Annotated in this window: 23 protein-coding genes; 3 read left to right on the forward strand and 20 right to left on the reverse strand. The window is 37.8% G+C overall.

Annotated features, from left to right (window positions below):
* Positions 1 to 52: 52 nt before the first annotated feature.
* Positions 53 to 1,222 (forward strand): ATP-binding protein, encoded by a 1,170-nt coding sequence (locus tag HNR50_RS11930; RefSeq protein ID WP_184747000.1) that lies wholly within the window; start codon positions 53 to 55, stop codon positions 1,220 to 1,222.
* 8 nt (positions 1,223 to 1,230) lie between these two features.
* Here the strand turns inward: HNR50_RS11930 and HNR50_RS11935 are convergent, their stop codons facing one another.
* Together HNR50_RS11935 and HNR50_RS11940 are read right to left on the reverse strand one after the other, a co-directional pair.
* Positions 1,231 to 2,004 carry a hypothetical protein gene (locus HNR50_RS11935; protein WP_184747001.1) on the reverse strand — a complete coding sequence of 258 codons (774 nt, stop codon included), beginning with the start codon at positions 2,002 to 2,004 and terminating at the stop codon, positions 1,231 to 1,233.
* 3 nt (positions 2,005 to 2,007) lie between these two features.
* Entirely contained in the window at positions 2,008 to 3,078 is a 1,071-nt protein-coding gene (locus tag HNR50_RS11940) for a WD40/YVTN/BNR-like repeat-containing protein (RefSeq protein WP_184747002.1), read from the reverse strand.
* A gap of 176 nt (positions 3,079 to 3,254) precedes the next feature.
* Here HNR50_RS11940 and HNR50_RS11945 point away from each other — a divergent pair, with 176 nt between their 5' ends.
* Entirely contained in the window at positions 3,255 to 4,178 is a 924-nt protein-coding gene (locus HNR50_RS11945; protein WP_184747003.1) for a glycosyltransferase family protein, read from the forward strand.
* A 5-nt stretch (positions 4,179 to 4,183) separates the two neighbouring features.
* Here the strand turns inward: HNR50_RS11945 and HNR50_RS11950 are convergent, their stop codons facing one another.
* The 18 genes from HNR50_RS11950 to HNR50_RS12035 all read right to left on the reverse strand — a co-directional run bounded on the left by HNR50_RS11950 (position 4,184) and on the right by HNR50_RS12035 (position 22,533).
* Positions 4,184 to 5,452, reverse strand: coding sequence for a CDP-glycerol glycerophosphotransferase family protein (locus tag HNR50_RS11950; RefSeq protein WP_184747004.1), 1,269 nt, complete (start codon positions 5,450 to 5,452; stop codon positions 4,184 to 4,186).
* 21 nt (positions 5,453 to 5,473) lie between these two features.
* Complete coding sequence (locus HNR50_RS11955) at positions 5,474 to 7,117, reverse strand: CDP-glycerol glycerophosphotransferase family protein (RefSeq protein WP_184747005.1); 1,644 nt, start codon at positions 7,115 to 7,117, stop codon at positions 5,474 to 5,476.
* Positions 7,118 to 7,579, reverse strand: coding sequence for a glycerol-3-phosphate cytidylyltransferase (tagD, locus tag HNR50_RS11960; RefSeq protein ID WP_184747006.1), 462 nt, complete (start codon positions 7,577 to 7,579; stop codon positions 7,118 to 7,120).
* A gap of 8 nt (positions 7,580 to 7,587) precedes the next feature.
* On the reverse strand, positions 7,588 to 9,222 hold the full coding sequence (locus HNR50_RS11965) for a CDP-glycerol glycerophosphotransferase family protein (protein WP_184747007.1): 1,635 nt from the start codon (positions 9,220 to 9,222) through the stop codon (positions 7,588 to 7,590).
* A 35-nt stretch (positions 9,223 to 9,257) separates the two neighbouring features.
* The gene (locus tag HNR50_RS11970; protein WP_184747008.1) at positions 9,258 to 9,677 is read right to left on the reverse strand and encodes an FAD synthase family protein; all 420 of its coding nucleotides are present in this window, start codon (positions 9,675 to 9,677) and stop codon (positions 9,258 to 9,260) included.
* Between the two features lie 2 nt (positions 9,678 to 9,679).
* Positions 9,680 to 10,897 (reverse strand): DUF362 domain-containing protein, encoded by a 1,218-nt coding sequence (locus tag HNR50_RS11975; RefSeq protein ID WP_184747009.1) that lies wholly within the window; start codon positions 10,895 to 10,897, stop codon positions 9,680 to 9,682.
* 9 nt (positions 10,898 to 10,906) lie between these two features.
* On the reverse strand, positions 10,907 to 11,956 hold the full coding sequence (locus HNR50_RS11980; RefSeq protein WP_184747010.1) for an asparagine synthase-related protein: 1,050 nt from the start codon (positions 11,954 to 11,956) through the stop codon (positions 10,907 to 10,909).
* A gap of 37 nt (positions 11,957 to 11,993) precedes the next feature.
* Positions 11,994 to 13,457 carry an ABC transporter ATP-binding protein gene (locus HNR50_RS11985; RefSeq protein WP_184747011.1) on the reverse strand — a complete coding sequence of 488 codons (1,464 nt, stop codon included), beginning with the start codon at positions 13,455 to 13,457 and terminating at the stop codon, positions 11,994 to 11,996.
* Positions 13,458 to 14,234, reverse strand: a complete 777-nt coding sequence (locus HNR50_RS11990; RefSeq protein WP_184747012.1) for an ABC transporter permease — start codon at positions 14,232 to 14,234, stop codon at positions 13,458 to 13,460.
* Between the two features lie 18 nt (positions 14,235 to 14,252).
* On the reverse strand, positions 14,253 to 15,416 hold the full coding sequence (locus HNR50_RS11995; RefSeq protein ID WP_184747013.1) for a CDP-glycerol glycerophosphotransferase family protein: 1,164 nt from the start codon (positions 15,414 to 15,416) through the stop codon (positions 14,253 to 14,255).
* Entirely contained in the window at positions 15,409 to 16,086 is a 678-nt protein-coding gene (locus HNR50_RS12000) for a LicD family protein (RefSeq protein ID WP_184747014.1), read from the reverse strand. The genes HNR50_RS11995 and HNR50_RS12000 overlap by 8 nt, the downstream gene beginning before the upstream one ends.
* Before the next feature lie 22 nt (positions 16,087 to 16,108).
* Complete coding sequence (locus HNR50_RS12005; protein ID WP_184747015.1) at positions 16,109 to 17,275, reverse strand: nucleotide sugar dehydrogenase; 1,167 nt, start codon at positions 17,273 to 17,275, stop codon at positions 16,109 to 16,111.
* A gap of 9 nt (positions 17,276 to 17,284) precedes the next feature.
* Positions 17,285 to 18,355, reverse strand: a complete 1,071-nt coding sequence (rfbB, locus tag HNR50_RS12010) for a dTDP-glucose 4,6-dehydratase (RefSeq protein ID WP_184747016.1) — start codon at positions 18,353 to 18,355, stop codon at positions 17,285 to 17,287.
* Positions 18,356 to 18,391: 36 nt separating this feature from the next.
* Positions 18,392 to 19,516: an ATP-binding protein gene (locus HNR50_RS12015; protein WP_184747017.1), complete on the reverse strand. Its 1,125-nt coding sequence runs from the start codon at positions 19,514 to 19,516 to the stop codon at positions 18,392 to 18,394.
* 132 nt (positions 19,517 to 19,648) lie between these two features.
* Positions 19,649 to 20,524 carry a dTDP-4-dehydrorhamnose reductase gene (rfbD, locus tag HNR50_RS12020; RefSeq protein ID WP_184747018.1) on the reverse strand — a complete coding sequence of 292 codons (876 nt, stop codon included), beginning with the start codon at positions 20,522 to 20,524 and terminating at the stop codon, positions 19,649 to 19,651.
* Positions 20,521 to 21,072, reverse strand: coding sequence for a dTDP-4-dehydrorhamnose 3,5-epimerase (gene rfbC, locus HNR50_RS12025; RefSeq protein WP_184747019.1), 552 nt, complete (start codon positions 21,070 to 21,072; stop codon positions 20,521 to 20,523). Before rfbC ends, rfbD begins: the two co-directional genes overlap by 4 nt.
* Positions 21,056 to 21,946 (reverse strand): glucose-1-phosphate thymidylyltransferase RfbA, encoded by an 891-nt coding sequence (gene rfbA / locus HNR50_RS12030; RefSeq protein WP_184747020.1) that lies wholly within the window; start codon positions 21,944 to 21,946, stop codon positions 21,056 to 21,058. Before rfbA ends, rfbC begins: the two co-directional genes overlap by 17 nt.
* Before the next feature lie 68 nt (positions 21,947 to 22,014).
* Entirely contained in the window at positions 22,015 to 22,533 is a 519-nt protein-coding gene (locus tag HNR50_RS12035; RefSeq protein ID WP_184747021.1) for a winged helix-turn-helix transcriptional regulator, read from the reverse strand.
* 181 nt (positions 22,534 to 22,714) lie between these two features.
* Here HNR50_RS12035 and loaP point away from each other — a divergent pair, with 181 nt between their 5' ends.
* Complete coding sequence (loaP, locus tag HNR50_RS12040; RefSeq protein WP_184747022.1) at positions 22,715 to 23,224, forward strand: antiterminator LoaP; 510 nt, start codon at positions 22,715 to 22,717, stop codon at positions 23,222 to 23,224.
* Positions 23,225 to 23,262: the final 38 nt, after the last annotated feature.

Here is a 23,262-nt window from a genome sequence, read left to right on the forward strand (position 1 = left end):
ATTTTCAACATCTTATATTGAATTTGTATACATTAACCCCTATACTTACATTATGAGTAGAAGATATATTCCTCGAAAATCTGAAAAAAATATAAAAAAAGCATCGGAGCAATTTCCCGTTGTCGTGCTGACCGGCCCCCGGCAAACCGGAAAATCTACACTTTTACAGAAACTCTTTCCCGATTATGATTATGTTACATTCGACGATCCAGTCTTAAGAGAAAGCTGTCGTAGTGATCCCTCGACATTTATTGACCGCTTTAACACCCCCTGCATTATTGATGAGATTCAGTATGTTCCGGAAATTCTTCCATACATAAAGATAAAAGTTGATAAAAGGAGGGATATATCAGGGCAGTTTATACTGACGGGATCTCAGATTTTCCCATTAATGAAAGGTATGACAGAAAGCCTTGCGGGCAGGGCGGCTGTTTTTGAACTCTTCGGATTCAGTATGGAGGAATATGACCTTGACGATCCTTCCAGGCTATTTGACAGAATCCTCTGCGGAGGATATCCGGATCCATTAATCCATCAGGTCGACAGGATTAGTTTTTATTCTTCCTATCTGCAAACTTACCTGGAAAGAGATATCAGACAGATTCAAAACGTTCAGGATCTATCAATATTTCTATCCTTCCTGGAGCTACTGGCCGGAAGGGTCGGTAACATCCTAAATCTTTCAGAAATTTCCAAAATTCTGGGAGTGAGCCAACCGACTGTAAAAAGATGGTTATCTCTACTGGAGAGTTCGAGGATTATATATCTGCTGAGGCCTTATTTTAAAAACATCAACAAAAGAATTGTTAAATCACCCAAAATATATTTCACCGATACAGGATTGCTGACCTATATCCTCAGATATCCCGACAGCGCGACTCTGGCTGCAGGACCTGCGAATGGAGCTGTCTTTGAAAACTTCGTAATTATGGAATTTCTTAAACAAAAAGCAGCCAGAAATTCCATGAGTGAGTTCTTCTTTTACAGAGACAATAATCAATCGGAAATTGACCTTATTATCGATTATGGTTTTCGGCAGGAATTATTCGAAATAAAACTAAGCAAAAATCCTCAAAAAAAACAGATTTATCAATTACAGAGATTAAAAAGCTTATTTACAAGTCCCTCTTTGTACCTTATCAGCACATACGAAAACGTTCTTAAATTATCTGACGATGTATCCAATTTGCCTTTTTTCAGAATTCCTGAATTAGCGGAATAATAATTAGATTACAAATCTCCGCCATAGAGATATTTGTAAAATCCGTACGATTTCCGATCTTCTCCATAATCCATTTCAAACCCGAACTCGGTTCCATTAAAGGAAAGGACATAGAAAAGATTATAGTTCTCGGAATTATCCTCCAATCCGGGATTACAATAAAAATAAATATCTTTTTCATCAGCTGCTGTTATTTCTGAAAGCTGTTCCGTTGGTGTGTAAACATCTCCACTTCTCTCTGCAAGATGGAGGGTTACAGTTTCACCAATAGTAAAAGATATATATGTTCCATCCAGTTCAATATGAACAATTTTATCTTCCCCGTTGGGTCCTACCGGATGTAGAGTACAATCAATCTCATTCAATTTGCCTGTTCCAATATTTAAACCCTTTCCTTGATTCAAATACATAGAATTGTGTTCGGGATGGTTGCAATACCCGTCCGGGTAATTATAGAACAAATCATAAGGACCTCCCGGAATGTCGAAAATGTAGAACTGTCCCTGATCATCGGTAATTGTATCTGCAATACTGTAATTAATTGCATCATCGATCCAATCCTCATCTGCAGATGAAGTATTTTGCAGGAAATGGGCCGATTCTACAAAATCCGCAGGAACAAGATAGACATGAACTCCGGGTACTGCAATCCATTCAATGGAATTATCTACTATAACCGGCTGAATGTATTTCCCTTCCAAGATTGTGTCTGAGAAATCACAGGAAAAGATATATAACAAAATGGCAGTAGAGAAAAATAATACAGTTAGTTTTTTAAACACGTTTTAATTCCCTTGAAGTTCTTTAGTCCAACTAGAACCACCATCGGTAGAATGCCAAAGAGAATACCCCTTTTCAAGTGCCCAGATATCTGTTCCGGTTTCTGAATAAAAGATTTCATATTCCGGCCAGCCGGAAGGATTTTCGGTTTCCGGTTTATCAATCTGAGTCCAGGATTCACCCTGATCGTCTGAAATGACGATAGGTTCATCTATCAGATTACCGGAAGCGATAATTATGTCTCCATCATCAAAGATACAAACATCAGTTATTCTGGACAGAGCGGTAATAGTATTGTATTCCCAGGTAGTTCCGCTATCCTCCGAATAACTTATTCCCGGAGACAGGGGATCAATAAGACCGCCGAATTCGGCAATAACAATATGCTCGCCGTCTGCACTGAGTGCCATATCTTCCCATTGCCTGTTTTCCAAAGAAATTTCGTTCCAGAGAGCCCCGCTATTTGAAGATAGCCATAACGGGCCACTATAAGTTAATGCCGCCATTATTCTGCCATTTGATGAGACTCCAATGGAATCGAGATTTCCTCCTCCGAGAATTTTATCAGTCCATGTATAGCCGTAATCAGTAGAAAAATTGACTTCATCAACACGATGAACACCCATTGTCAGTAAAGTAGATCCATCATTGGATAATTGAATATTAGCGTCTCCGTCGTAGCCTTCCCCGTAATCATAAACACGCCATGTTTTGCCAGAGTCGGAAGAAATATACAAGTCCTGACCAGCCACATAGAGATATTCTCCGTTTTCTGAAACACCTACGCCTGTCCAGTATTCCTGTTTTTCCAGGCCGTTTACTGTGTACCAGTCTTCACCACCATTTTCTGACAGATAGAGAAAACTATGGGCAGCTCCCGCCAGAACAATATTGCCATAAGAAGAGAAGGCCATAATATTAAATCCGCCATCAGCTTCTGGAGTTATGGCATTAACCAGAGATTTGTTTCCATTAATCACATAAGGGTTTGATAGATCCGGCGTTTCTATATCACATGAAAGGAATAAAATCCCCAAAAGAAGAAGCAATGGAATGACAGATGAAATAGATTTCATAACATCCTCACTTAATATATGTATCCTTTATTATTATATCTCAATTTTTCACTTTTTCAGCAATATTTATAAAACACAGAATGGAATAATTCTTTACATTTTCCGTAACATAAGACACCATATCTAACAGTACAAAAAGCTTCGTTTATTAACACTAATCAGGAGAACTAAGCATTATGCTCGTTTTAAAAAAAAATGCATCTATCAATTTTACCAGAGCCCTTTCAAAAGATTATGAGCTGGTTCAGCGAAATATTTATGGACTTATTACCAGGAATTTATCCCAAGATCAATATACATATTCAAGGAATACTCCCAGAAAAGGTAAAATCAATATGACGTTGTTTATCAGGGAGCCTGGTGATGTTATAATGTCACATGGTGTCGCCGATAAAAACTATTTCTTAATGAGACATAAAAACGGATCAATGTTAGCCAATAGTTTTAAACATATATTTGTTCCCGGTCCCTGGATGAAAAGGAAACTGCTGGAAAAAAATGATTTGAATTTCAGCGAGGAGAATATTCATATTGTGGGATGGCCCCGTATAGAATTTCTGAATGAATTAAAAAGAAAAATATGGTCTGATGAGAGCGTCAGGATTTTGTGGGCCCCGACTCATGACGGAAGAAGACGGGGAGCTGATAAGGTTTCCACATCCACATATCCGGGATTTCTGGAAGACGCTGAAAAATTGAAAAAAAATTACAGTTTTGAAGAGTCTCTGCATCCGCATAACAAATTAATAAAAACAGTGACAGGTCAACAACTTGTTGACTGTGATGTTGTGATTTCGGATTTCGGGACTATGGTTTATGAGGCCTGGGCTTTAAACAAGCCGGTTATATTTCCCAGATGGATTTTAAAAGATTATATTCAGGAGTTTCTACCAGGCAGCGCGGAAGCCTTTATTATGGAGAATAGAATAGGGTTTCATCCTGATAGTTACGATGAGATGGTAGATATGATTAATTCGGGGTTGAAGTTAACTGATGATGTGAATGAGTTTATGGAGGATTATTTACCTTCGGAACTATATTCCAGTTCAGGAAAAAAGATTGCAGAAACACTGCTACGGTTGGCAGAAAAGACAAGCTAGATATATCAATTTATTTCTTTCCATAAATTATCAAGAACTCTTTTAGAGGCATTTCCATCATCTAAATTAGTGAACTTTTTCTTAAAAATCTGAAAATGACGATCTGAACTTATATCTCTATCTATTGATTTTATTATAGCTTCTACAAGGGCTTCTTCGGTTTGTACAATCGGACCAGGTAGTTCGTTGATATCGAGATAGAAACCTCGAATTTCATCACGATATTCCTCCAGATCATACATATAAAATATAACAGGTTTTTCAACATTAGCAAAATCGAAAAAGACACTGGAATAATCTGTAATCAATAAATCACTTACTAAATAGAGATCGTTTATGTCATCGATATCGGAGACATCAAAAACGAAGCCTTTATAATCATCAAATCTAAAAGAGTTAGCGACAAGATAATGTGCTCGAAAAAGGATTATATATTGATCGGAAAGATGCTTTTGCATCTTATTAAAGTCGGCTTGTAAATTGTAGGTAAAACCGAAACGGGAGGAATATTGGTTATCCCGCCAGGTTGGGGCATATAATATGATTTTCTTATCTTCGGGGATTCCCAGTTTCTGCTTGATTCTTTCCTGTTTTTGAGGAATAAACGAATTGAGAATATCATTTCTAGGATAACCGGTTTCCCAAATTATTTCTTCCCGATTTAAGTTAATCAGATTAAAGGCGGATTTCAATTTCTCTGTTGCAAACGGAGAAGGTGAAATTAAATGAGTTATTATTTCTCCCTCTCTATTGTAGCTTTTAAATATGTCAGTCTCATCATTTATGGCATTTTTGGTAAAATCTAAATCACAACCAATTCTTTTCAGAGGTGTGCCATGCCATGTCTGGATATAAATCTGTTCTTTTTTAGGGAATACATAGGGTGGTACAGCCATATTGAAAATCCAGACTTTTGATGAAGCCAATATTTTATAATATTCTTTAGAATAATACTTTACGACTTTTGTTCTTAAATTATTAAACAGATTTTCAAATAAATTTGGTTCTTCAAAAAACCAAACAAAATTGAAATGTGAAAATCTATGATCTTTGATTATTTCTTCATATATTGCTTTGGGATTACAACTATAGGATCTACCTCTAAAAGAAGAGAAAACCATTAAGTTTTGTTGAATTTTCTGTTTTTGAGTAATACGAAAATACATCTTTTCTTGTTTTCTAAGAATAGTACTGATACTAACCCGTTTAATAAGCTTATTTTTTGATAGAAAACTCTTTAGAATTTTTTTTATACTAAAATTAACTTTAATCATTTTTAAATATCCGATTATTACTTATAAAAGTTCATTAATTGCAGATATAAAACTATCCTTCATTGATATTTCATGTACTCCAAGTGAATAATGTTTTACATCAACCCTCTTTTGAATCATTATATCGTTTTCCTCAATTTTTTGAACAAGAGATAGTAAAGACATATCTTTCTTTAAAATATAACAAGCTTTAGAACTGGGGAACTCAATAGAAGAGAACGAATCAGTTTGGTTAATATTTGTTAGAATAATTGGCTTTTCTGTAAAGAGATAGTCATTAAGAACACTTGAAACATCACTAATCAATAAATCAGATTCATTCATTAATTCATGAATATCAATATCTTCATAAAACTTGAAATTACTGGATTTATCAGAAAGAGCTTTAAATTTTGATAAAATATTCTTTAAATCCTTAATTCTATTTCCAGTGTAAGGATGAGGTTTAAAAATAACTTCAAAGTTGTCCTCAACCAGACCTAATATACCTTCAAATAGATTTTCAGATATTGAGCAGTAATTAACTGAGTCATTGAATCCTTCCCAGGTTGGTGCATATAAAATTTTACCTATTGGACTGCCATCACTTTTCACAATATTGAGTTTATCTTCAAGTTGAGGACGACCAACATACTTAATTGCATCATTATTGATTTTTATTCCGACATTTGAAAAGCGATCATATGCCATTGGACCTGCAAGAAAAAGTAAGTCATAAGCTTTTAAAAATTTACTGATATTAACAGCTTTATCACTTTCTCCATGATTAATAAAAACATGGGACAAATTAAAATATCTTAACAACTGGGCGTTCTTTTGACCATTTGCCGGATAAAATATAGCTTTGACAGACTTAACAATTCCCAAATCAGTATCTTCAACTTTTCTTGAATATAGAATTGGTAAATTTGTATTATTTAGTCCTTTAAGATAATCCGATTCTCTTAACATGATTAATGTTTTAAAAGGCAATTGCTCAAAAAAACACAACCATTGATTCATCTGGTATGAAGATCCTTTCATTCCACTTCCATAAAGAATCAATTGAGGACTATATTGTTTTACTTGTTGTCGAATAAAAGTTTTAGAACCTTCATTCTGTAAATAATTCGTTGTCTTTAAAATATAATTACAAATATTTATAAATATAAATAATAACCAAAGGGAATATACTATTAAAAATATATTTCCATAATGATTAGAATAATAAAAGAAATAGACGATTAATGGTAATCCTAGAAATTCTGTATGAAAAGAAAATACTGACTTTGTATCAACAGATAGTTTTTCTATAAATAATTGAGTCTCTTTTTGTGTTTTGAAAAAGCCTTTATCGAATACTTTTTCCTTTATTCTTGATATAAATCTAATTCCAATAATTGATACTTCATTAAGAAGATAAAAGAATAGAAGTAATAGAAATGTATTATTTTTGTGAGTTACTAGATAAACCATTAAAAAGGAAAACCTAAAGATAAAATCAAATCCATTAGATTTCAGTAAATAGAGAACTTTACCAACTTTTGATTCATTATCTGTTAAATCGATCAAATATTGTATAATCAATGAAAAAGAAATTAATGATGATATTAGAAAAAAATCATCATATCTAATAATAGGTAAAATGGGTAGAATTAATAATAAATATAATATAATTTTTTCCATTTACTCTAAGTCTTTTCTTAAGGTCTCCAAAACATCAAAGGCCTGTTTTAGATCATCTTGTGATATTGTTAATAAATGCTTCAATGATTTTTTCAGTTCCGTAGTTGAGACATTAGGGGTACGCTCAAGGTATACAACTTCACATTTATCTTTTAAAAAGTCAAACTTGCCTTTCCAATCCTCGCCAATTGCAAAGATATCGACATTATACTTTTCAACATCTTCAATCTTTTGTTCCCATCTAGTTTCAGGTATAACTTCATCAACAAATTTTATAGATCTAACTATTTCTGCTCTATGTTTATATGGTATAAGAACCTTCTTTCCTTTTACTGAATTAAATTCATCTGTTGAAACAGCGACTATTAATTTATCCCCTAATTTACTAAGTCTTTTAAGTAATTTTAAATGTCCTATATGAAACATATCGAATGTTCCATATGTTATAATTGTCTTAGCCATAACCAACCTCAGCTTTTTCCATGGGCAAAAATGATATTTTCCCTAGGTATATAATTTTTAATATCATATGATGTTTCATGATCATCAACATCCAGATTCTCAAGCACAGATATGAAATTGTCTTCAATATTACTCAAATGAAAAACATTTTCTCCAAAATAATGCTTTGCAATATCTGATGCAAACGGATTTGGGTTCTCAAAGGCATGTCTTATGGTATCGATAACATTAAAATTATTGTTATTATAGTTAAGCATAATTGCACCTTTCCAGAACGGAACAGCTTTGCTTATGCTTTCATTTTCAGGATCGACATTAAAGGGATTAGTAGCAACAAGAGGCTTACCTGTTGATAAAAAATCTACACTAACACTTGAAACATCGCCAATCAGGAGTGAAGCTTTTGATAAATGCGGATATAGTTTTTCATCTTTATCAAAATAACGGTGTCCTGATTGACTATTTATTGAGATCAATCGCTTAATTTTCTTCATTTCAATTCTGAAATTCTGAGCATATTCTCCTGTATATGGATGAGCCTTAAAGTAGAGTATGAATTCATTGGATTCAATAATATCGCTGACTATCTTGAATCCCATTCTGTAAAGTGACGAATAACAATCTGAATTTCGATGTCCTTCATAAGTTGGAGCATAAAAAATAATTTTCTTTTCTTCACCAGAATCTTTTTTTGACATTTCTGTAAGTTCTTTTAACTGAGGTCTTCCGACTTGATGAATTTTTGAGAGATCCCATCCTGCTTTTTTATATCTTTCTAATGCAGCATTGCCAGCAATGAATATATAATCATAATCTTTTGAAGTGTGTAAGGCGTTTGCTGCTTTATCGCTATCTCCGTGATTCAAATGGATATGTTTGAACTTTCTTAATACGAGAGAAGAAGCATTAAAAACACCATTATTAATATAAAATACTGCCTTTATAGGATTAGTTCCATCTTCTCGATCAAACCCAAGCATATAGGAATGAAGTTTTCCTGTATCGCCTATGAAAATACTTGGTACTTTAAGTGATCTGCAATAATCTAATAATGACTTAGAATATGCTATTACTACAACATTATATTTTTCGTTAATTCTTTCTAAGATCGTTTCCCATTGCTTTAATTGATATGCAGTAGCACTGGACCCTGCACTAAATAATATATAATCGGGTTTATACTCTTTCCTAAATTTTTTAGATATTTTTAAAAGCTGAGACCTATAATACTCTAGCAAAGGAAACTGAATAAGACCGATTACTGTAAGAAATACTATATTCAAAAGTTTAAATAGTTCAATAATGTATGTTAAATTAATTAAATTATTATTTTTTTCAATAAAACATGATGTGATAGCTGTAACAAATAAGAACGGTATAAAATATTTATATGTTAACTTATCTATTCTTCTTTGAAGGAGATAGTATCTTGAATAGTTTAAGTTATCTGCTGAGTATGAATTCAGCAATAAACCACTTTTCCCTAAGTTAATAAATTTATTTCTTCTCATATATTTTATTTTCAGAACAAGATTTACTATGAGAGGCATACATATAAAATAAAAATCACTATTTACTGAAAATGTTCCTATCGTTAATAGAAGGAGTGTATATTTATCAAATATTTTCTTCAATTTTGACATTTAATTGACCTTTATAATTTATTTAAACTTTGAATTTATTTAGACCTTTGATCAACTAGCATTGCATTCAATTTAGTTGATGAGACGCCTTTTGTATATGGAAAATAAATAACTTGAACATTGACGTCTTTCAATTTTCCTTCGATAGTTTGCCACTTCTCTGTATTGTGCCAATCATCCCCTACAAACAAGACATTAAATTTCAATTTTTCCCATTGTTTCAATTTATCCATATCGACCTGAGGAACAACGGCATCTACATATTTAATTGATCTAACAATCTCACACCTTTCATTAAAAGGTATAAAAGTTGATTTTTTTTTATAAACGAGCATAAGCTCATCAGTAGTCACACCAACTATCAATTTATCGCACATGCTTTTTGCATTTCTAAGAAGATTTAGATGACCTATATGAAACAAGTCATAAACACCTGATGTATAACCGATAACCATTATTAAGTCTCCTCGAAATCTTTAAGTAACTTCCAGCTGGTAGGAGTTCTGTAATCAAAATACAATTCATCCTTTTCCAGGATTCTACCTAAATCTGTCTTATTCTGTCCCAAAACTGAAATTTCTGATAAATTCATCTTTTTCTCTTTAACTAAATTCCATAAATATGGTATTTTTTTAATATTAAATCCCATAAGCCTTGATGTTACTAAATCGACCTCGAGCAAATCTTCTCCTGCAATTAAGACTTTAGAATTTTTAGATCTAGGATAAAAAGGTCCATTGACATCTCCACCTATGATACCGTCAACTACTGAAAATGTTTTTCGTTCCCTTATTTTATTGAACGAGTTGTAAAGGTCTACAACCATTCTCCAAATAGTATCATTTCCTGCCCAGGCTCCCCTCTTTTTAATCTTCTTAAATTTATAAACAAACCATTCTTTAAAACTAGAATATTCATCCCCACCAATTGCTGGAAAACCGATTCTCCAATGTACAAGCAAATTTTTATTTGCCTGAGTGCCTACCATACCCTTAAGATTTAGAGTCGTACCCACTTTATGATGTGTTTTCATTTTTGGTATGGAGATGTATACATCAGCATTTGCCAAAGATGCAGAAAATTCATATTCTTGTAAGTCCTTGCTGTGTCGTCTAATTGTCTCGGTTCGATCTGTATAAACTCCACGAAACAGTTTGTTATTTATCTTAAAAAATTTTGAATCCTTTCCAAGATTGACCTTCACGACCCCTTTCGGGTCTCCTTCTTGTTTTACCATCTTATGTTTGATTCCGTAATTTTCCAGATTATCACACCATTCAGGTCTAAGATCGAGAATTTTAACGGTGGTTTTAAGCTCTTCATGCAAACTGGATAAATCTTGAAGTTTCATTAGCTCTTTAAAATCACAATCGATAGAAGGATTATCACCTATGATTATTTCACCGTCCCCATCTAAAGCTACATCAACGTATTTCGCTACGACTTTAATTACCGACGGATGCGTTATAGTTGAGAAAACATCATCAATTTCTTTAGCTGACTGTCTATACTCATGAGCGACCCAATTAGGTTTAATGAAAACAGTATTCCCTTTTTTTATAATATCTTTAAATGGATTTTCCGAATCCAAATTTAATTTATCGCAAAGGCCCAAGAAGGATTCTTCGACAGTTTTTAATGAATAATTATCGCATCCATTATAGGCTACATTCATAACAACTCCTTAATTATTAAAACCATACAGATCCAATAATCTGTCAATATTATATATAAGCCATTTTTGATCACCTCTTAAACTTGAATAATCAAAATTCTCTTTAAACACAGAGCTTGCAGGCTTATTCCAATCTTTAAGCCATACGTCCATAGGACGTGCAAATGCAATTTTCTCAGGAAGGGTCAAATTGGGATAGAGTTCATTATATATATCCCTTAATATATATTTACTTTCTCCATTTCTGATTCTCTGCAAATCTAGAGGTTCGTCCATCTTCAGCAATTCATATGGCTCATAAATATCTAGTCCGGACATCCTTATCGCATTATTAAAGGCTTCAATGACTCCATAGCCATGAACATATTTCAAAAAATTTATGTAGTCATATTCATGGCCTTCAAGGTCATATTTTTTATATATGTAATCAATGCTCTTCGGTTCCTTCAAGACATTTTCTGGATTTATAAAAGAATACCGCTCAATAAATGGATTCATCTCCCAATCTTTGGAAAGTAATTTATCTAAGCCCCCGAATGTTGAATCAGCCCCGTTTCCTAATATCAAACCTTCAACGCCATGACTTCTTGCAACAATTGAAGCTTTGTACAAGGCGACTTCGACAGGATGGAGAATTGATTTTTTATTCATCGTTAAAGCATCGGTATATTTTAAATAATCATTCCATGTTACTTCTACGACATGATGGTTTAAGCCATACACCTTAGCGAATTTAGATGCCATTATCGATTCATCAATAGCACCATCTGCTATAAATTTGATTGTGTATGCATTAGTTCCAACGGGCAAAAAAGCTGCTAAGATAGCTGAATCAATACCACCACTTAGTAAAATACCAGCATTCTGCTTTTCAACTGTTTTGTTTACTTCATTTTTGAGAAAATTCTTTACTTCCAAAGAATTCTTTACTGCTGTTAATTCATGAGATTCATCGTCGACTGGCAATGGTGACAATCCATTTTCCCAGCAATATTTAGAATCAGCAATATAGCGGAATGCTAGACATGAGCTTATGCAAAATTCATTAGATTTAACCATTGAATACCTCTCTTTATTTTTGTTAAATACCTATAAACTAGGACTTTGAATACGGACTTATTACATCTGATGGAATACCATCTAAGACGATCTTACCATTTTCAAACCAGATTGCACGGGTACATACTTTCTCAACAAAAGCCATACTATGCGTAACAACAATAACAGCCTCAGCCTTCTTAATCATCTCCTGCATAGTCAAACTAGCCTTTTTCTGAAAAGCAGCATCACCGGGACTAAGCGCCTCATCAATAATAAACAATTCAGGCTGAACCGCCTGCGCAATACTGAAACCCAAACGGGACTTCATACCGCTTGAAAAACTCTTTACCGTTTTATACTGATGCTTTTCCAAACCGGAAAACTCAATAATCTCGTCCTGTAGGGCCTTAATCTCTTTCCTGGATCGTCCCAGCATTAGCCCATTGAGAATAATATTATCACGGGCAGTCAACTGCCTGTTAAACCCGGAGCCAAGCTGAAGAAGTGCCGAAATCTCACTATTTACCGTAACAGAACCATTATCCGGCTTATAAATCCCGGTTAAAGTCCTGCATAAAGTAGTCTTGCCAGCTCCATTGGAGCCAATAATCCCCAGAATCTCTCCCTGCTTGACAGAAAAACATACATCATCCAAAGCCTTGAAAATTTTACCTTTTGACCGAAAACTGACAGTCAGATTCTTAACATCTACAATAGTCTTGTCACTTTCAATAAGCTTAGTCTGTACAAAATCAATACGGGCTTTTTTCTTTACCGGTTTATATTCGGGAACCTGAGAGCTATATTCCTCTGCGACTTCTTTCGGATCTCCATCCATCCGGACGACTCCGCCATCGATCCAAATGGCCCGGGAGCAGTTCTGCTCAACAAAGTCCATATCGTGAGTCACAATAACAACCATTCTGGCTTTATCGACAAGTTCCTGGATTTTAGCTCCAGACCGCTTCCTGAAATCCATATCTCCCGTAGCCAGAGTCTCATCCAGAACCAGAGTCTCCGGCTCCAGCATGGCGGCTATACTAAACCCCAATCGCGCTTTCATCCCTTTGGAATAGTGTTTAACAGGTTCATCGATAAAATCTCCCAATCCGGAAAACTCATGAATTTCTGCAAAATATTTCTTTACTTCCTTCCGGGTCATCCCCATCATCATACCATTGAGAAAAACATTCTCTCGCCCGGATAGCTCATCATTAAAACCGGCTCCCAGAGAGAGAAGTGCAGAAACATCTCCATTAATATCAATATCACCCTTATCAGGCTTCAATAAACCACCGAGAATCCGGCAGAGAGTTGTTTTCCCGGCGCCATTTGAACCAATTACCCCCAGGATTTCCCCTTCACAGGCAGAAAAACTGATATCGGAAAGAGCCCAGAAGGGATCTTTTTTCCAATCCCCTTTCAGAGTTCTGAACAGGATGGATTTGAAATCATCCCTTTTGCCATCCTCTTTGAAAGATATACCGATATTATTCGCTTCAATAACATTCTGATTCATCTATAAAGCCTTGATAATTCTATGTTCATTTCTCTGATAAAAGAAAAGCATAAGGAAAATAAACAGTAGGGAAGAAACTCCCACATAAGCCAGAGCCATTAAATTAGGTAGCCGATTATACATAAGAATGGAACGGTAGCCATCGAGAATCCAGGCAAATGGATTATATTCAACAACCCAGCTGTATTTTGCCGGCAGCCTATCGGCTTCCCAGATTACCGGAGCGGCATAACGCATTATCCGGGTTATATGACTTATCAAATTCTCAATATCCCTTATAAATACACAAAGATAAGAGATAAGCAGAGCCAATGCCGCCTGAAACAGGACCTGCATCAGCAACACATACGGCAACCAGAGAACTTCCCAACCCGGTATGGTTTGAAATATAACAAGAAAAATAGCAATAACCACCAGACCGAAAAGGAAGTTTATACTCTGAGTTAAAGTTGTTCCAAAACCGAAAATGGCTTTAGGAAGGTATATCTGCGAAATTATCCCGGCGTTTTTTGTAATGGCTTTAGCAGATGATGCCAACGTCGTACTGAAAAAACGGAAAACAACAAGACCAATAACCAGAAAAACCGGATAATTTTCCCCGCCGCGCCCCAGAACGACAGATACCATAAAATAGTAAACCACAACGTTCAATAACGGATCGAGCAGCCACCAAAAATATCCTAAAAAGGAATTTCTATGCTGGGCTTTCAACCCTGAAGTAACCAGATATAACAACAGATCTTTTCGCTTCCAAAGATCCTTCAGATACTTAATCATCTTTCCTCACCTTAACACTCACACACCGACTTTTTCCAGAAGGCTTTTACAGACATTGGATCTATCCGTTTCGATCAGCTTTAAAACAGGAATCCGGAACTTCTGAAGATTTTCCTCACTTTCGAGAATTATTCTTAAATAACCCAGAAGATCGCCAATCGCTGAAACAGCCGGACCGGCGGCAAGTTTCTCAAATGAATCGGTAAAACCGATTTGTATTTCATATTTATCAATATCTTTCGTCCAGAACAAAATTGGCCTGTCGAAAAGTAGATAATCAAAACAAACACTGGAATAATCCGTAATCAAGGCATCAAAAGCACCCAGTACATCATTAACTTCAGGAAAATTTTCGGAACTGAGGACTTTTATGGATTTACTGGATGCAGCTCGTTCATAAACTTCCGCTTTCTCAAAATAGGGGTGCATTCTTATAAAAAGAACAGCATTGTTCTGAAACAGGAAATTGTCGATTGCTTCGAAATTCTCTCCCTCCAGCATCCCCCAATCCAGTTCTTTCACCCATGGTTTCCAGGTCGGCGCATACAAAATTCTAAAATTATCAGAATAATCTTTTAATACATCCCGCTGCTGATTGAGAAGAACCTGGTTCCGCGGCTGCTCATTGACAAGTACGCGTTTTTCAGAAACCCCGGCAAAGTTTGCAATAATCGGTTTAAAATAATCTGAAACTGCCAGGAACCAGGTAAAATTGCCAGTTATCAGTTTGTAGTAAACTCGTTTGACGAAACTGATGTTTTTTTCCAGAAGACCGATGTTCTTCAACGGCGCCCCATGGCCTAAATGAACAACAGTTCTCTTCCAGCGATGCAAAAGACCGCCGACAGGAGTCTCCATTGACGAGGTAAACCAAAAGCCGGCCTTCAATACAAACCACATACCTCTGAAACTTTTTGTTTCAATAAAATAGGGTCCGATCTTGCGATTCAATTCTTCTCTTTTTGCATCATCGTTAATCACATAAAATACATCAAGATCTTTGCGATTTTGTATCAAATACTCAAAAAGGAATTTGGAGTTGAAGTTATAATGTTCGTTTCTGGTTGATGAAAGGATTACTCTCTTTTTGTCAGTGGGAAATGGCCAAAAAAGCAGACCGGGGATAATACCTTTAATTAAAATTCCGAATCTTTTCAGATTATATTGTCTGCTGTTACCCATTGCCGAGAGAGCCTTTCACTTCCGATTCTTTTCTTATACTTCTATCGGTATATGTCCAGTTTCCGTCAGGTATCATATAATCCTCTCCATACGCCTCAAGCAGATATGACTCTTCTTTAGGGCAAAGAAAGGACATTCCTTCCAGTTCACATCTATCCAAAGAAAATGAAGTAAAGCTGTTTTCATACAAAACCATATGACCGGTTTTCCGTATTTCATTCAACAGACCTGTATTTCTGTTGATATTAACATGATCGTAGCAAACTGTTCTTCCCAGTTCCGGATAATGAATAAATATATCAACAATGACTTTTTCTTTAATGTATTTAGCCAGAACTGGATGTTTTTCCGAAGTATTTATCATCAATTTTCTTTTAAAACCATATGATCTGAACAATTTATCAAGTTTATCGAAGTCAGCAATAAAAGCTCCGAGATCGAAGTCATCATCTCCAGGAATTATTCTTCCATTGCGCTTTGCACCGAGAAAAGTTCCAAATGCCAGAAAAAAAAGACCGCCCGCATCAGAAATCGATGACAGGTCTTTTAAAATTCGGTTTTTATTCTTATTAAAGGCTTTCAGTTTCCGGGACTTCAAAAACGGGCCGAAAAGTCTTTTAAAAAAAACAAACAGCCCCAATCGGCTGACAATTAATTTAAGCTTATCCATATCAATACTTTACTATATCAGACTAATCCCGTCTGTACAAATCCCGCGTATAAACTTTCTCCTCAACATCAAAAAGCTCTTCATCCATCCTGTTAGCCAGTATGACTTCCGATCTACGTTTGAACTCATCCAGATTCCGCACAACTTCAGACCGGTAAAATGTATCCTCTACCAAAGCCGGCTCGTAGATAATAACCTGAATTCCTTTAGCTTTGATCCTTTTCATAATCCCCTGAATGGAAGAATCCCGGAAATTATCCGAATCTGTTTTCATGGTCAAACGGTATACACCTACAACCGCAGGATCTCTCTGCCAGATCTGTCTGGCGATATGATCTTTCCTGGTTGTATTGGCATCGACAATGGCACCGATTATATTATTGGGAACGGTGAGATAATTAGCCCTGAGCTGCTTCGTATCTTTTGGTAAGCAATATCCCCCATACCCGAAGGAAGGATTATTATAATGACTTCCTATCCTGGGATCCAACCCTACCCCTTCAATGATCTCTTTCGTATTGAGCCCGTGAGTTTCCGCATAAGTATCCAGTTCATTAAAATACGCGACACGTAGAGCCAGATATGTATTGGAAAACAATTTAACGGCCTCTGCTTCAGTGGAATCTGTAAGAAGTACATCTATATTTTCTTTTACAGCGCCTTCGACCAGAAGAGAAGCAAAAGTCTTCGCTTCTTCTGTTTTAGCGCCGACGACAATTCGTGAGGGATAGAGGTTATCGAACAAAGCCTTCCCTTCCCGCAAAAACTCGGGAGAAAAGATAATGTTTTCTGCTTTGTAACGCTTTTTTATATCCTTTGTGTACCCGACAGGTACTGTCGATTTAATGATCATGGTCGATGTTGGATTTATAGCCAGGACATCTTCAATTACCGTCTCAACCGTGGAAGTATCAAAATAGTTTTCCTCGGGATCGTAATTAGTAGGCGTAGCGATAATGACATAATCGGCTTCTTTATAGGCTTCCTGCTTATCTGTCGTTGCCATGAGATTCAGCTCTCTTTCAGCGAGAAATTGCTCAATCTCTCTATCAACAATGGGAGATTTTTTGTTATTTATCAGTTCAACTTTATCTTTATTGATATCCAGAGCGATGACTTCATTATTCTGAGCGAGGAGCACAGCATTGGCCAGTCCTACATATCCTGTTCCCGCGATTGCAATTTTCATATATCCAAACTATCTCCCGACATAATTCTTATCCATCCAGTTCCGGTATTCCCCGGACTTAATGCTATCCACCCACTCCCGATTCTCGAGATACCACTTCACCGTATGCTTCAAACCTTCATCAAAAGTCACCGACTGTTTCCAGCCCAGTTCACTCTTCAGCTTATCGCAATTGATGGCATAGCGTCTGTCATGACCCGGTCTGTCCTTGATATAAGTAATCAGTTTTTTGTAGTAATCTTTATCTTTCCCTTTTTCGTCAGCGACGATTTCGCAGAGAGAATTGACCAGATGAATATTCTCCCACTCGTTTTCCCCTCCGATATTGTAGGTTTCACCGAGTTTTCCCCTTTGCATAACAGCCCAGACCGCTGAATTGTGATCCTCGACAAACAGCCAGTCACGGATATTTCTACCATCTCCATAGACTGGAAGAGCTTTCTCATCCAGCATATTCTCGATCATGACCGGGATGAGTTTCTCGGGGAACTGATAGGGTCCGTAGTTGTTGGAGCAATTGGTCATGGTAACCGGCAAACCGTATGTGTGAAAATAAGCCATGACCAGATGGTCGGAAGAGGCTTTGCTGGCGGAATAGGGGCTGCGGGGATCATAAGGGGTGTCTTCAAAGAAAAAGCCCGTTTCGCCCAGCGATCCGTACACTTCATCTGTGCTGACATGATGGAACAGCTTGTCTTCCAAATCATCACCCCAGGCATGCCTTGCTACATCCAGAAGAGTAAAAGTCCCTATGATATTGGTATTGATAAACGCTTCGGGACCTTCGATGGAGCGGTCCACATGGCTTTCAGCCGCCAGATGGCACACCGCATCAATCTTATATTTTTCGAAGAGAGATGACACCAGCTCCCTGTCGCAGATATCGCCATTAACAAATACATACTGATCGGGAAAAGCTTCAGCCACATCGTCGAGACTGGCGGCATTGCCCGCATAGGTAAGTTTATCCAGATTGATGATTCTTCCGGTATAACCGCTTTTAACCAATAGGGTTCTGATGAAATTGCTGCCGATGAATCCGGCGCCGCCTGTGATGAGAATGTTTTTGAATTGTCTCATGTTTGTTCCTTTCAGCATTAACTTATAATGGTCTCGCTATCGCCCCATACAGATAAAATCCCTGAAATTCGATCTGTCTATCACTGACGATTCAGCAGAATATGTCTCTGTAAATGTCTTAGGCAGCCGGGTATTCTTCCTGGCGTTCCACTTGAACTCCCAGCCATGGATCTGACCATCCCTCTCTTCAACAAAATCGACTTCCTGTTGCTGCCTGGTCCTCCAGAAGTACATTTTTGAAAAAGTATTCCTGTAAAGATTCTGTTTTACCCTCTCCGAAACCAGAAAATTTTCCCATAACAGGCCTTTGTCTGCACGCAGATCCAGATTGGCAAAGTTTCCGATTACCATATTGCGTATACCGTTATCATAAAAATATATTTTTTTATTCTTCTTGATTTCATTCCGCAGATTCCGGCTGAAACTGCTCAGTCTGAAAACAACATAGCCCTTCTCAAGGACATCGATATAGTGCGCGATTGTATTCTTGTCTACTCCGACCTGAAGGGCAAGTTCGGTGTAATTGACTTCGCTGCCAACCTGCAAAGCCAGAGACTGAACCAGTTTGTCCAGCACTTCCGGTTTCTTTAAACCGGAATAGGCAAGTATATCCCTGTATAAATAACTTGTTGCCAACTCTTTCAGTATTTCCCTTTCTTCACCCGGATGATTCAATACATCAGGATATAATCCGTACAGAAGGCAATTCTCAAGTTTTTGTTCAGCTGCGAGAAAGCCAATGGAGGTTTCTAACTCTTCCCAACTGACAGGCAGTAGTTCGTATTCCCATTTCCGCCCGGTTAATGGTTCATTCAAGGCATTGGACAAATCAAAGGAAGATGATCCGCTTACTAAAAGCCTGACATCATTCAGCTGATCGACGATAATCTTAAGAGTCAAACCGATCCCTGGAATCCTCTGCGCCTCATCGATAAAAACATATTTATGATTGCCGATCAGTGTTTTCAGTTCCTCTGTATTAATGCTGCTTAATACAGACCGGACTGTCGGATCATCACAATCCAAAAAAAGATAATCTTTTCTTTCCAGAAGTTTTTTTATCAGGGTCGTTTTCCCGACCTGCCTAGGACCGGTAACAAGAATGGCTTTTCCGGAAGGAATTTTTTTTAGAATTTCTGACTCAAGATATCGAGCAAACATCAAGTACCCCTAAAAAAACATAACTATTGGTGAATTGATTCACTAATAGTATACACTATCCGGGAAACCCTAGCAAAGATCAATTTTCATCAATCCAGGCCAAGAGAATAAACAGTCGGTAGTTTCTTATTTTCAGATGATATCACGCTCTGTAATTTCTTCTATAAATCTCCGCAATGAAGCCCGCCATTCAGGAGGAATGAAGTGTATTTCAGATTTTACTTTTTCTTTTGACAACAGAGAAAATGCCGGTCTCTTCGCTCGAGTTTGAAATTCAGCTGAAGTACAGGGCGCAATGTCACATTCCGATTCAACCATTCCTTTCTGCCTTCCCAGACGGTATATTTCACAGGCGAAGTCGTACCAGCTGCACTGCCCTTCTCCTGAAAAATGGTAAGTACCGTATTTATTTGATTTATCACTAATAATCCGAAGAATCAATTGAGACAAATCTCCCGTCCAGGTAGGAGAACCGACCTGGTCACTGACAACTTTTATCGAATCCCGTTCATTCATCAGCTTGAGCATAGTATAGACGAAATTAGGCCCGTACTGCCCGTACAGCCAGGCCGTCCGGATAATAAAATGATTTAGGCACTGATCTCTCAGTACCTCTTCCCCGGCCAGCTTACTCTGACCGTAGACTCCGATCGGCCCTGTCGGTGCATCTTCTTTCAAGGCAACAGCCGATGTCCCGTCAAAAACATAATCAGTCGATATGTGAATTATCGGGATATCCCGTACCGCAGCAATTTTAGCGAGATTTTCAACCCCGTCCCGATTGATTTTAAATGCCGAATCCCTGTCATCTTCCGCTTTATCAACAGCTGTATAAGCGGAACAGTTTATAATCCATTCGGGATTATACTTTTCAGCATGTTTTTTTAAAACTTCTGTCTCCAGAATGGATAGTTCTCTGTCCGTGCCTGAATAATCGATTTTTTCAGTATCGAAAAGCCGGCACAGCTCCTGCCCCAGCATACCACCGTTTCCCACGACCCAGATCATCGTAGGGTCTCCAGTTCCGGCAGTGAGGCATCTTTCCCGGAGATCAGCGGAAAATCGATCACCCCTTCCAGAGGCCAGTGAATATTAAGCTCCCGATCATTCCAGATGACTCCCCCATCCGATTCCGGTGCATATTCTTCCGTGCACTTATAGAGGAAATGGGTGTTGTCTTTCAGAGTCAGAAATCCGTGGCCGAACCCCGGCGGTATATACAGCATGGTTCCGTTTTCCTCTGTCAGTTCAATCCCGAAGTGCTTTCCGAATGTGGGAGAACCTTCAATCAGATCCACAGCCACATCCCAGACAGCCCCTTTGACAACCCGAACCAGCTTTCCCTGGGCATGAGGAGCCGATTGAAAATGGATACCCCTCAAAACGCCTCTTGAAGAAAAGGAGTGATTATCCTGAGCAAAACTCTCATGAATCCCGGCTTTGTCAAAATCGCTTTTCTTGTAGGTTTCCATAAAAAAACCGCGATCATCTCCGAATTTTTTCGGCTGAATGATCAGAACACCCGGAATCGGCGTCTCCTTAAACTCGAAAGGCATGGGATTCCTCTCGATCTATCATTTTTAAAAGATATTCGCCATAAGTCGATTTTTTTAATTCATCTGCCAGAACTTTAAGCTGACCGAGACTGATAAATCCCTCTCTATAGGCGATTTCTTCAATACATGCGATTTTCAAACCCTGCCTGGCTTCCAGAACTTCGACATATTGCGAAGCTTCGAGAAGCGATCCGTGGGTTCCCGTATCAAGCCAGGCAAAACCACGGCCCATCAGCTCTACTTTCAGCTTCTTCCGTTCCAGATAAACCTTATTGACATCGGTAATCTCCAGTTCGCCGCGGGGCGAAGGCTTCAGGTTCACAGCGATATCAATCACATCATTATCATAAAAATATAGCCCGACGACGGCGTAGTTTGATTTGGGTTCAGCCGGTTTTTCCTCAAGAGACAGGGCATTACCCTTTTCATCAAAATCAACCACACCATATCTTTCCGGATCGGTCACGTAATATCCGAATACAGTGGCGCCTTCCTGCTGAGATGAGGCTTTTTTAACCATTTTCGCGAAGTCGTGGCCGTAGAAAAGATTGTCTCCCAGAACCAGGGCTACGGAATCATCCCCTACAAAATCTTTACCGATGATAAACGCTTCAGCCAGTCCGTTGGGAGCATCCTGAACTGCGTAGTGAAAGTTCATCCCCAACTGCCTACCGTCTCCCAGAAGCTCCTCAAATCTTGGAGTATCCTGTGGAGTGGAAATTATCAGCACATCCCTGATCCCCGCCAGCATAAGAGTCGACAGAGGATAATAGATCATCGGCTTGTCATAAATGGGCAGCAACTGTTTGCAGATCGATTTTGTCGCCGGATATAACCTCGTACCGGAACCGCCGGCCAGTATGATTCCCTTCATGATGTGCTCCTCATTTTTACGACTAGATTTGGGTCCCGACGCTTTCGAGTCCCCCAAAATATCTATTATTAATAAACAAGACTATTGAGCGAATAGCTGTAAGAATTTTCCACAGGCTGTTTCAACTCATTCTCAGCAAAAACTATATAGCTTTTTTCAGAAATTTCTTCTGTTTTTTCATAAGCAACCCGAAAGGGTATACCCAATTTATAACATTCATGTTCGACAATGAACTCAAGATCGCTGCTGCCGACAAGAACGACTTCATTATATCCGTCAGCTTTTGCTTCGCGGAGTATGCCATTTATGGCTTCACGGTACACGACGACATTCCGGATGGTCCGTTTGAAATATCTCCAGGACTTCTGCCCTATCTGCTCCAGACCTTTTGCCGTCAAGGCATATTGGATATTCCGGTTGTTGACCTTCTTAATCGTAATGAGTCCCTTCTCGGCAAATCTTTTCAGAATGGAATTGGTCATGCCGAGGGACAGACCGATTATGCGGGAGATATCGCGCTGGCTGATATCATCCTTGCCCTGTGAGATAAGTTCGAGAATTTTCAGTTCGTTTTCTGGGTTTTTCATTTATGGTTTTAATTTGGATAGACCTGGTCCATTGACAGGACTACGGAATAGATAGGAAAAACCGACGCGGCCGGAACCTGCTGACGGTATATTGTTCAATCTGTGAACAATCATATCGCATTTTCCAAAACACTTCCAGTTTTTTGTTCACTAAATGAACGATAAAAGATATATTTTATCCATGCATTATTTTGCCCTTCATATCAAAACAGGATCGGAAGAAAAGATCAGAAAAGCCATCGAAGAAGAACTGGGAGATGATCTGAAAGTTTTCTGTCCCATGAGGGAGCTGATGATCCGCAAAAAGGGGAAAACGACCAGACAGCTGAAACCGATGTTCGGCGGATATATTTTCGTGGAATCCGAGGAGATCAGTGCGGCGTCTCTGACAAAGCTCAAGAAAATTCCCGATTTTTTTCAGGTCCTGCCTTCCAACAAGGATATAAAACCCGTTCGTCAGGAAGATATGGAGTTCCTCCGGTCTCTTTTTACGGGCAATCAGATAGCTGCCCTCTCCAAAGCCAAATTCGATGAAAATGACCTTATTCAGATTATTTCGGGCCCTCTGAAAGGCAAGGAAGGCATGATCGTGAAGGTCGACCGACGGAAAGGACGGGCCAAGATCGTTATCAATGCTTTTGACAGAGAGCATTTCGTCGACCTGGGTTTTGAGGTGATGGGCGAAGTTTAACCCTTCATTATTCCCCGCAAATCTGTTATTTTACCCAC

Origin of the sequence: Spirochaeta isovalerica (assembly GCF_014207565.1) — a bacterium.
GTDB lineage: Bacteria > Spirochaetota > Spirochaetia > DSM-2461 > DSM-2461 > Spirochaeta_F > Spirochaeta_F isovalerica.

Coding starts and splice junctions, on each gene's coding strand:
- HNR50_RS11930 (WP_184747000.1), top strand. CDS start 53: ATGAGTAGAAGATATATTCCTCGAAAATCTGAAAAAAATATAAAAAAA.
- HNR50_RS11940 (WP_184747002.1), bottom strand. CDS start 3,078: ATGAAATCTATTTCATCTGTCATTCCATTGCTTCTTCTTTTGGGGATT.
- HNR50_RS11945 (WP_184747003.1), top strand. CDS start 3,255: ATGCTCGTTTTAAAAAAAAATGCATCTATCAATTTTACCAGAGCCCTT.
- HNR50_RS11950 (WP_184747004.1), bottom strand. CDS start 5,452: ATGATTAAAGTTAATTTTAGTATAAAAAAAATTCTAAAGAGTTTTCTA.
- HNR50_RS11955 (WP_184747005.1), bottom strand. CDS start 7,117: ATGGAAAAAATTATATTATATTTATTATTAATTCTACCCATTTTACCT.
- tagD (WP_184747006.1), bottom strand. CDS start 7,579: ATGGCTAAGACAATTATAACATATGGAACATTCGATATGTTTCATATA.
- HNR50_RS11965 (WP_184747007.1), bottom strand. CDS start 9,222: ATGTCAAAATTGAAGAAAATATTTGATAAATATACACTCCTTCTATTA.
- HNR50_RS11970 (WP_184747008.1), bottom strand. CDS start 9,677: ATGGTTATCGGTTATACATCAGGTGTTTATGACTTGTTTCATATAGGT.
- HNR50_RS11975 (WP_184747009.1), bottom strand. CDS start 10,897: ATGAATGTAGCCTATAATGGATGCGATAATTATTCATTAAAAACTGTC.
- HNR50_RS11980 (WP_184747010.1), bottom strand. CDS start 11,956: ATGGTTAAATCTAATGAATTTTGCATAAGCTCATGTCTAGCATTCCGC.
- HNR50_RS11985 (WP_184747011.1), bottom strand. CDS start 13,457: ATGAATCAGAATGTTATTGAAGCGAATAATATCGGTATATCTTTCAAA.
- HNR50_RS11990 (WP_184747012.1), bottom strand. CDS start 14,234: ATGATTAAGTATCTGAAGGATCTTTGGAAGCGAAAAGATCTGTTGTTA.
- HNR50_RS11995 (WP_184747013.1), bottom strand. CDS start 15,416: ATGGGTAACAGCAGACAATATAATCTGAAAAGATTCGGAATTTTAATT.
- HNR50_RS12000 (WP_184747014.1), bottom strand. CDS start 16,086: ATGGATAAGCTTAAATTAATTGTCAGCCGATTGGGGCTGTTTGTTTTT.
- HNR50_RS12005 (WP_184747015.1), bottom strand. CDS start 17,275: ATGAAAATTGCAATCGCGGGAACAGGATATGTAGGACTGGCCAATGCT.
- rfbB (WP_184747016.1), bottom strand. CDS start 18,355: ATGAGACAATTCAAAAACATTCTCATCACAGGCGGCGCCGGATTCATC.
- HNR50_RS12015 (WP_184747017.1), bottom strand. CDS start 19,516: ATGTTTGCTCGATATCTTGAGTCAGAAATTCTAAAAAAAATTCCTTCC.
- rfbD (WP_184747018.1), bottom strand. CDS start 20,524: ATGATCTGGGTCGTGGGAAACGGTGGTATGCTGGGGCAGGAGCTGTGC.
- rfbC (WP_184747019.1), bottom strand. CDS start 21,072: ATGCCTTTCGAGTTTAAGGAGACGCCGATTCCGGGTGTTCTGATCATT.
- rfbA (WP_184747020.1), bottom strand. CDS start 21,946: ATGAAGGGAATCATACTGGCCGGCGGTTCCGGTACGAGGTTATATCCG.
- HNR50_RS12035 (WP_184747021.1), bottom strand. CDS start 22,533: ATGAAAAACCCAGAAAACGAACTGAAAATTCTCGAACTTATCTCACAG.
- loaP (WP_184747022.1), top strand. CDS start 22,715: ATGCATTATTTTGCCCTTCATATCAAAACAGGATCGGAAGAAAAGATC.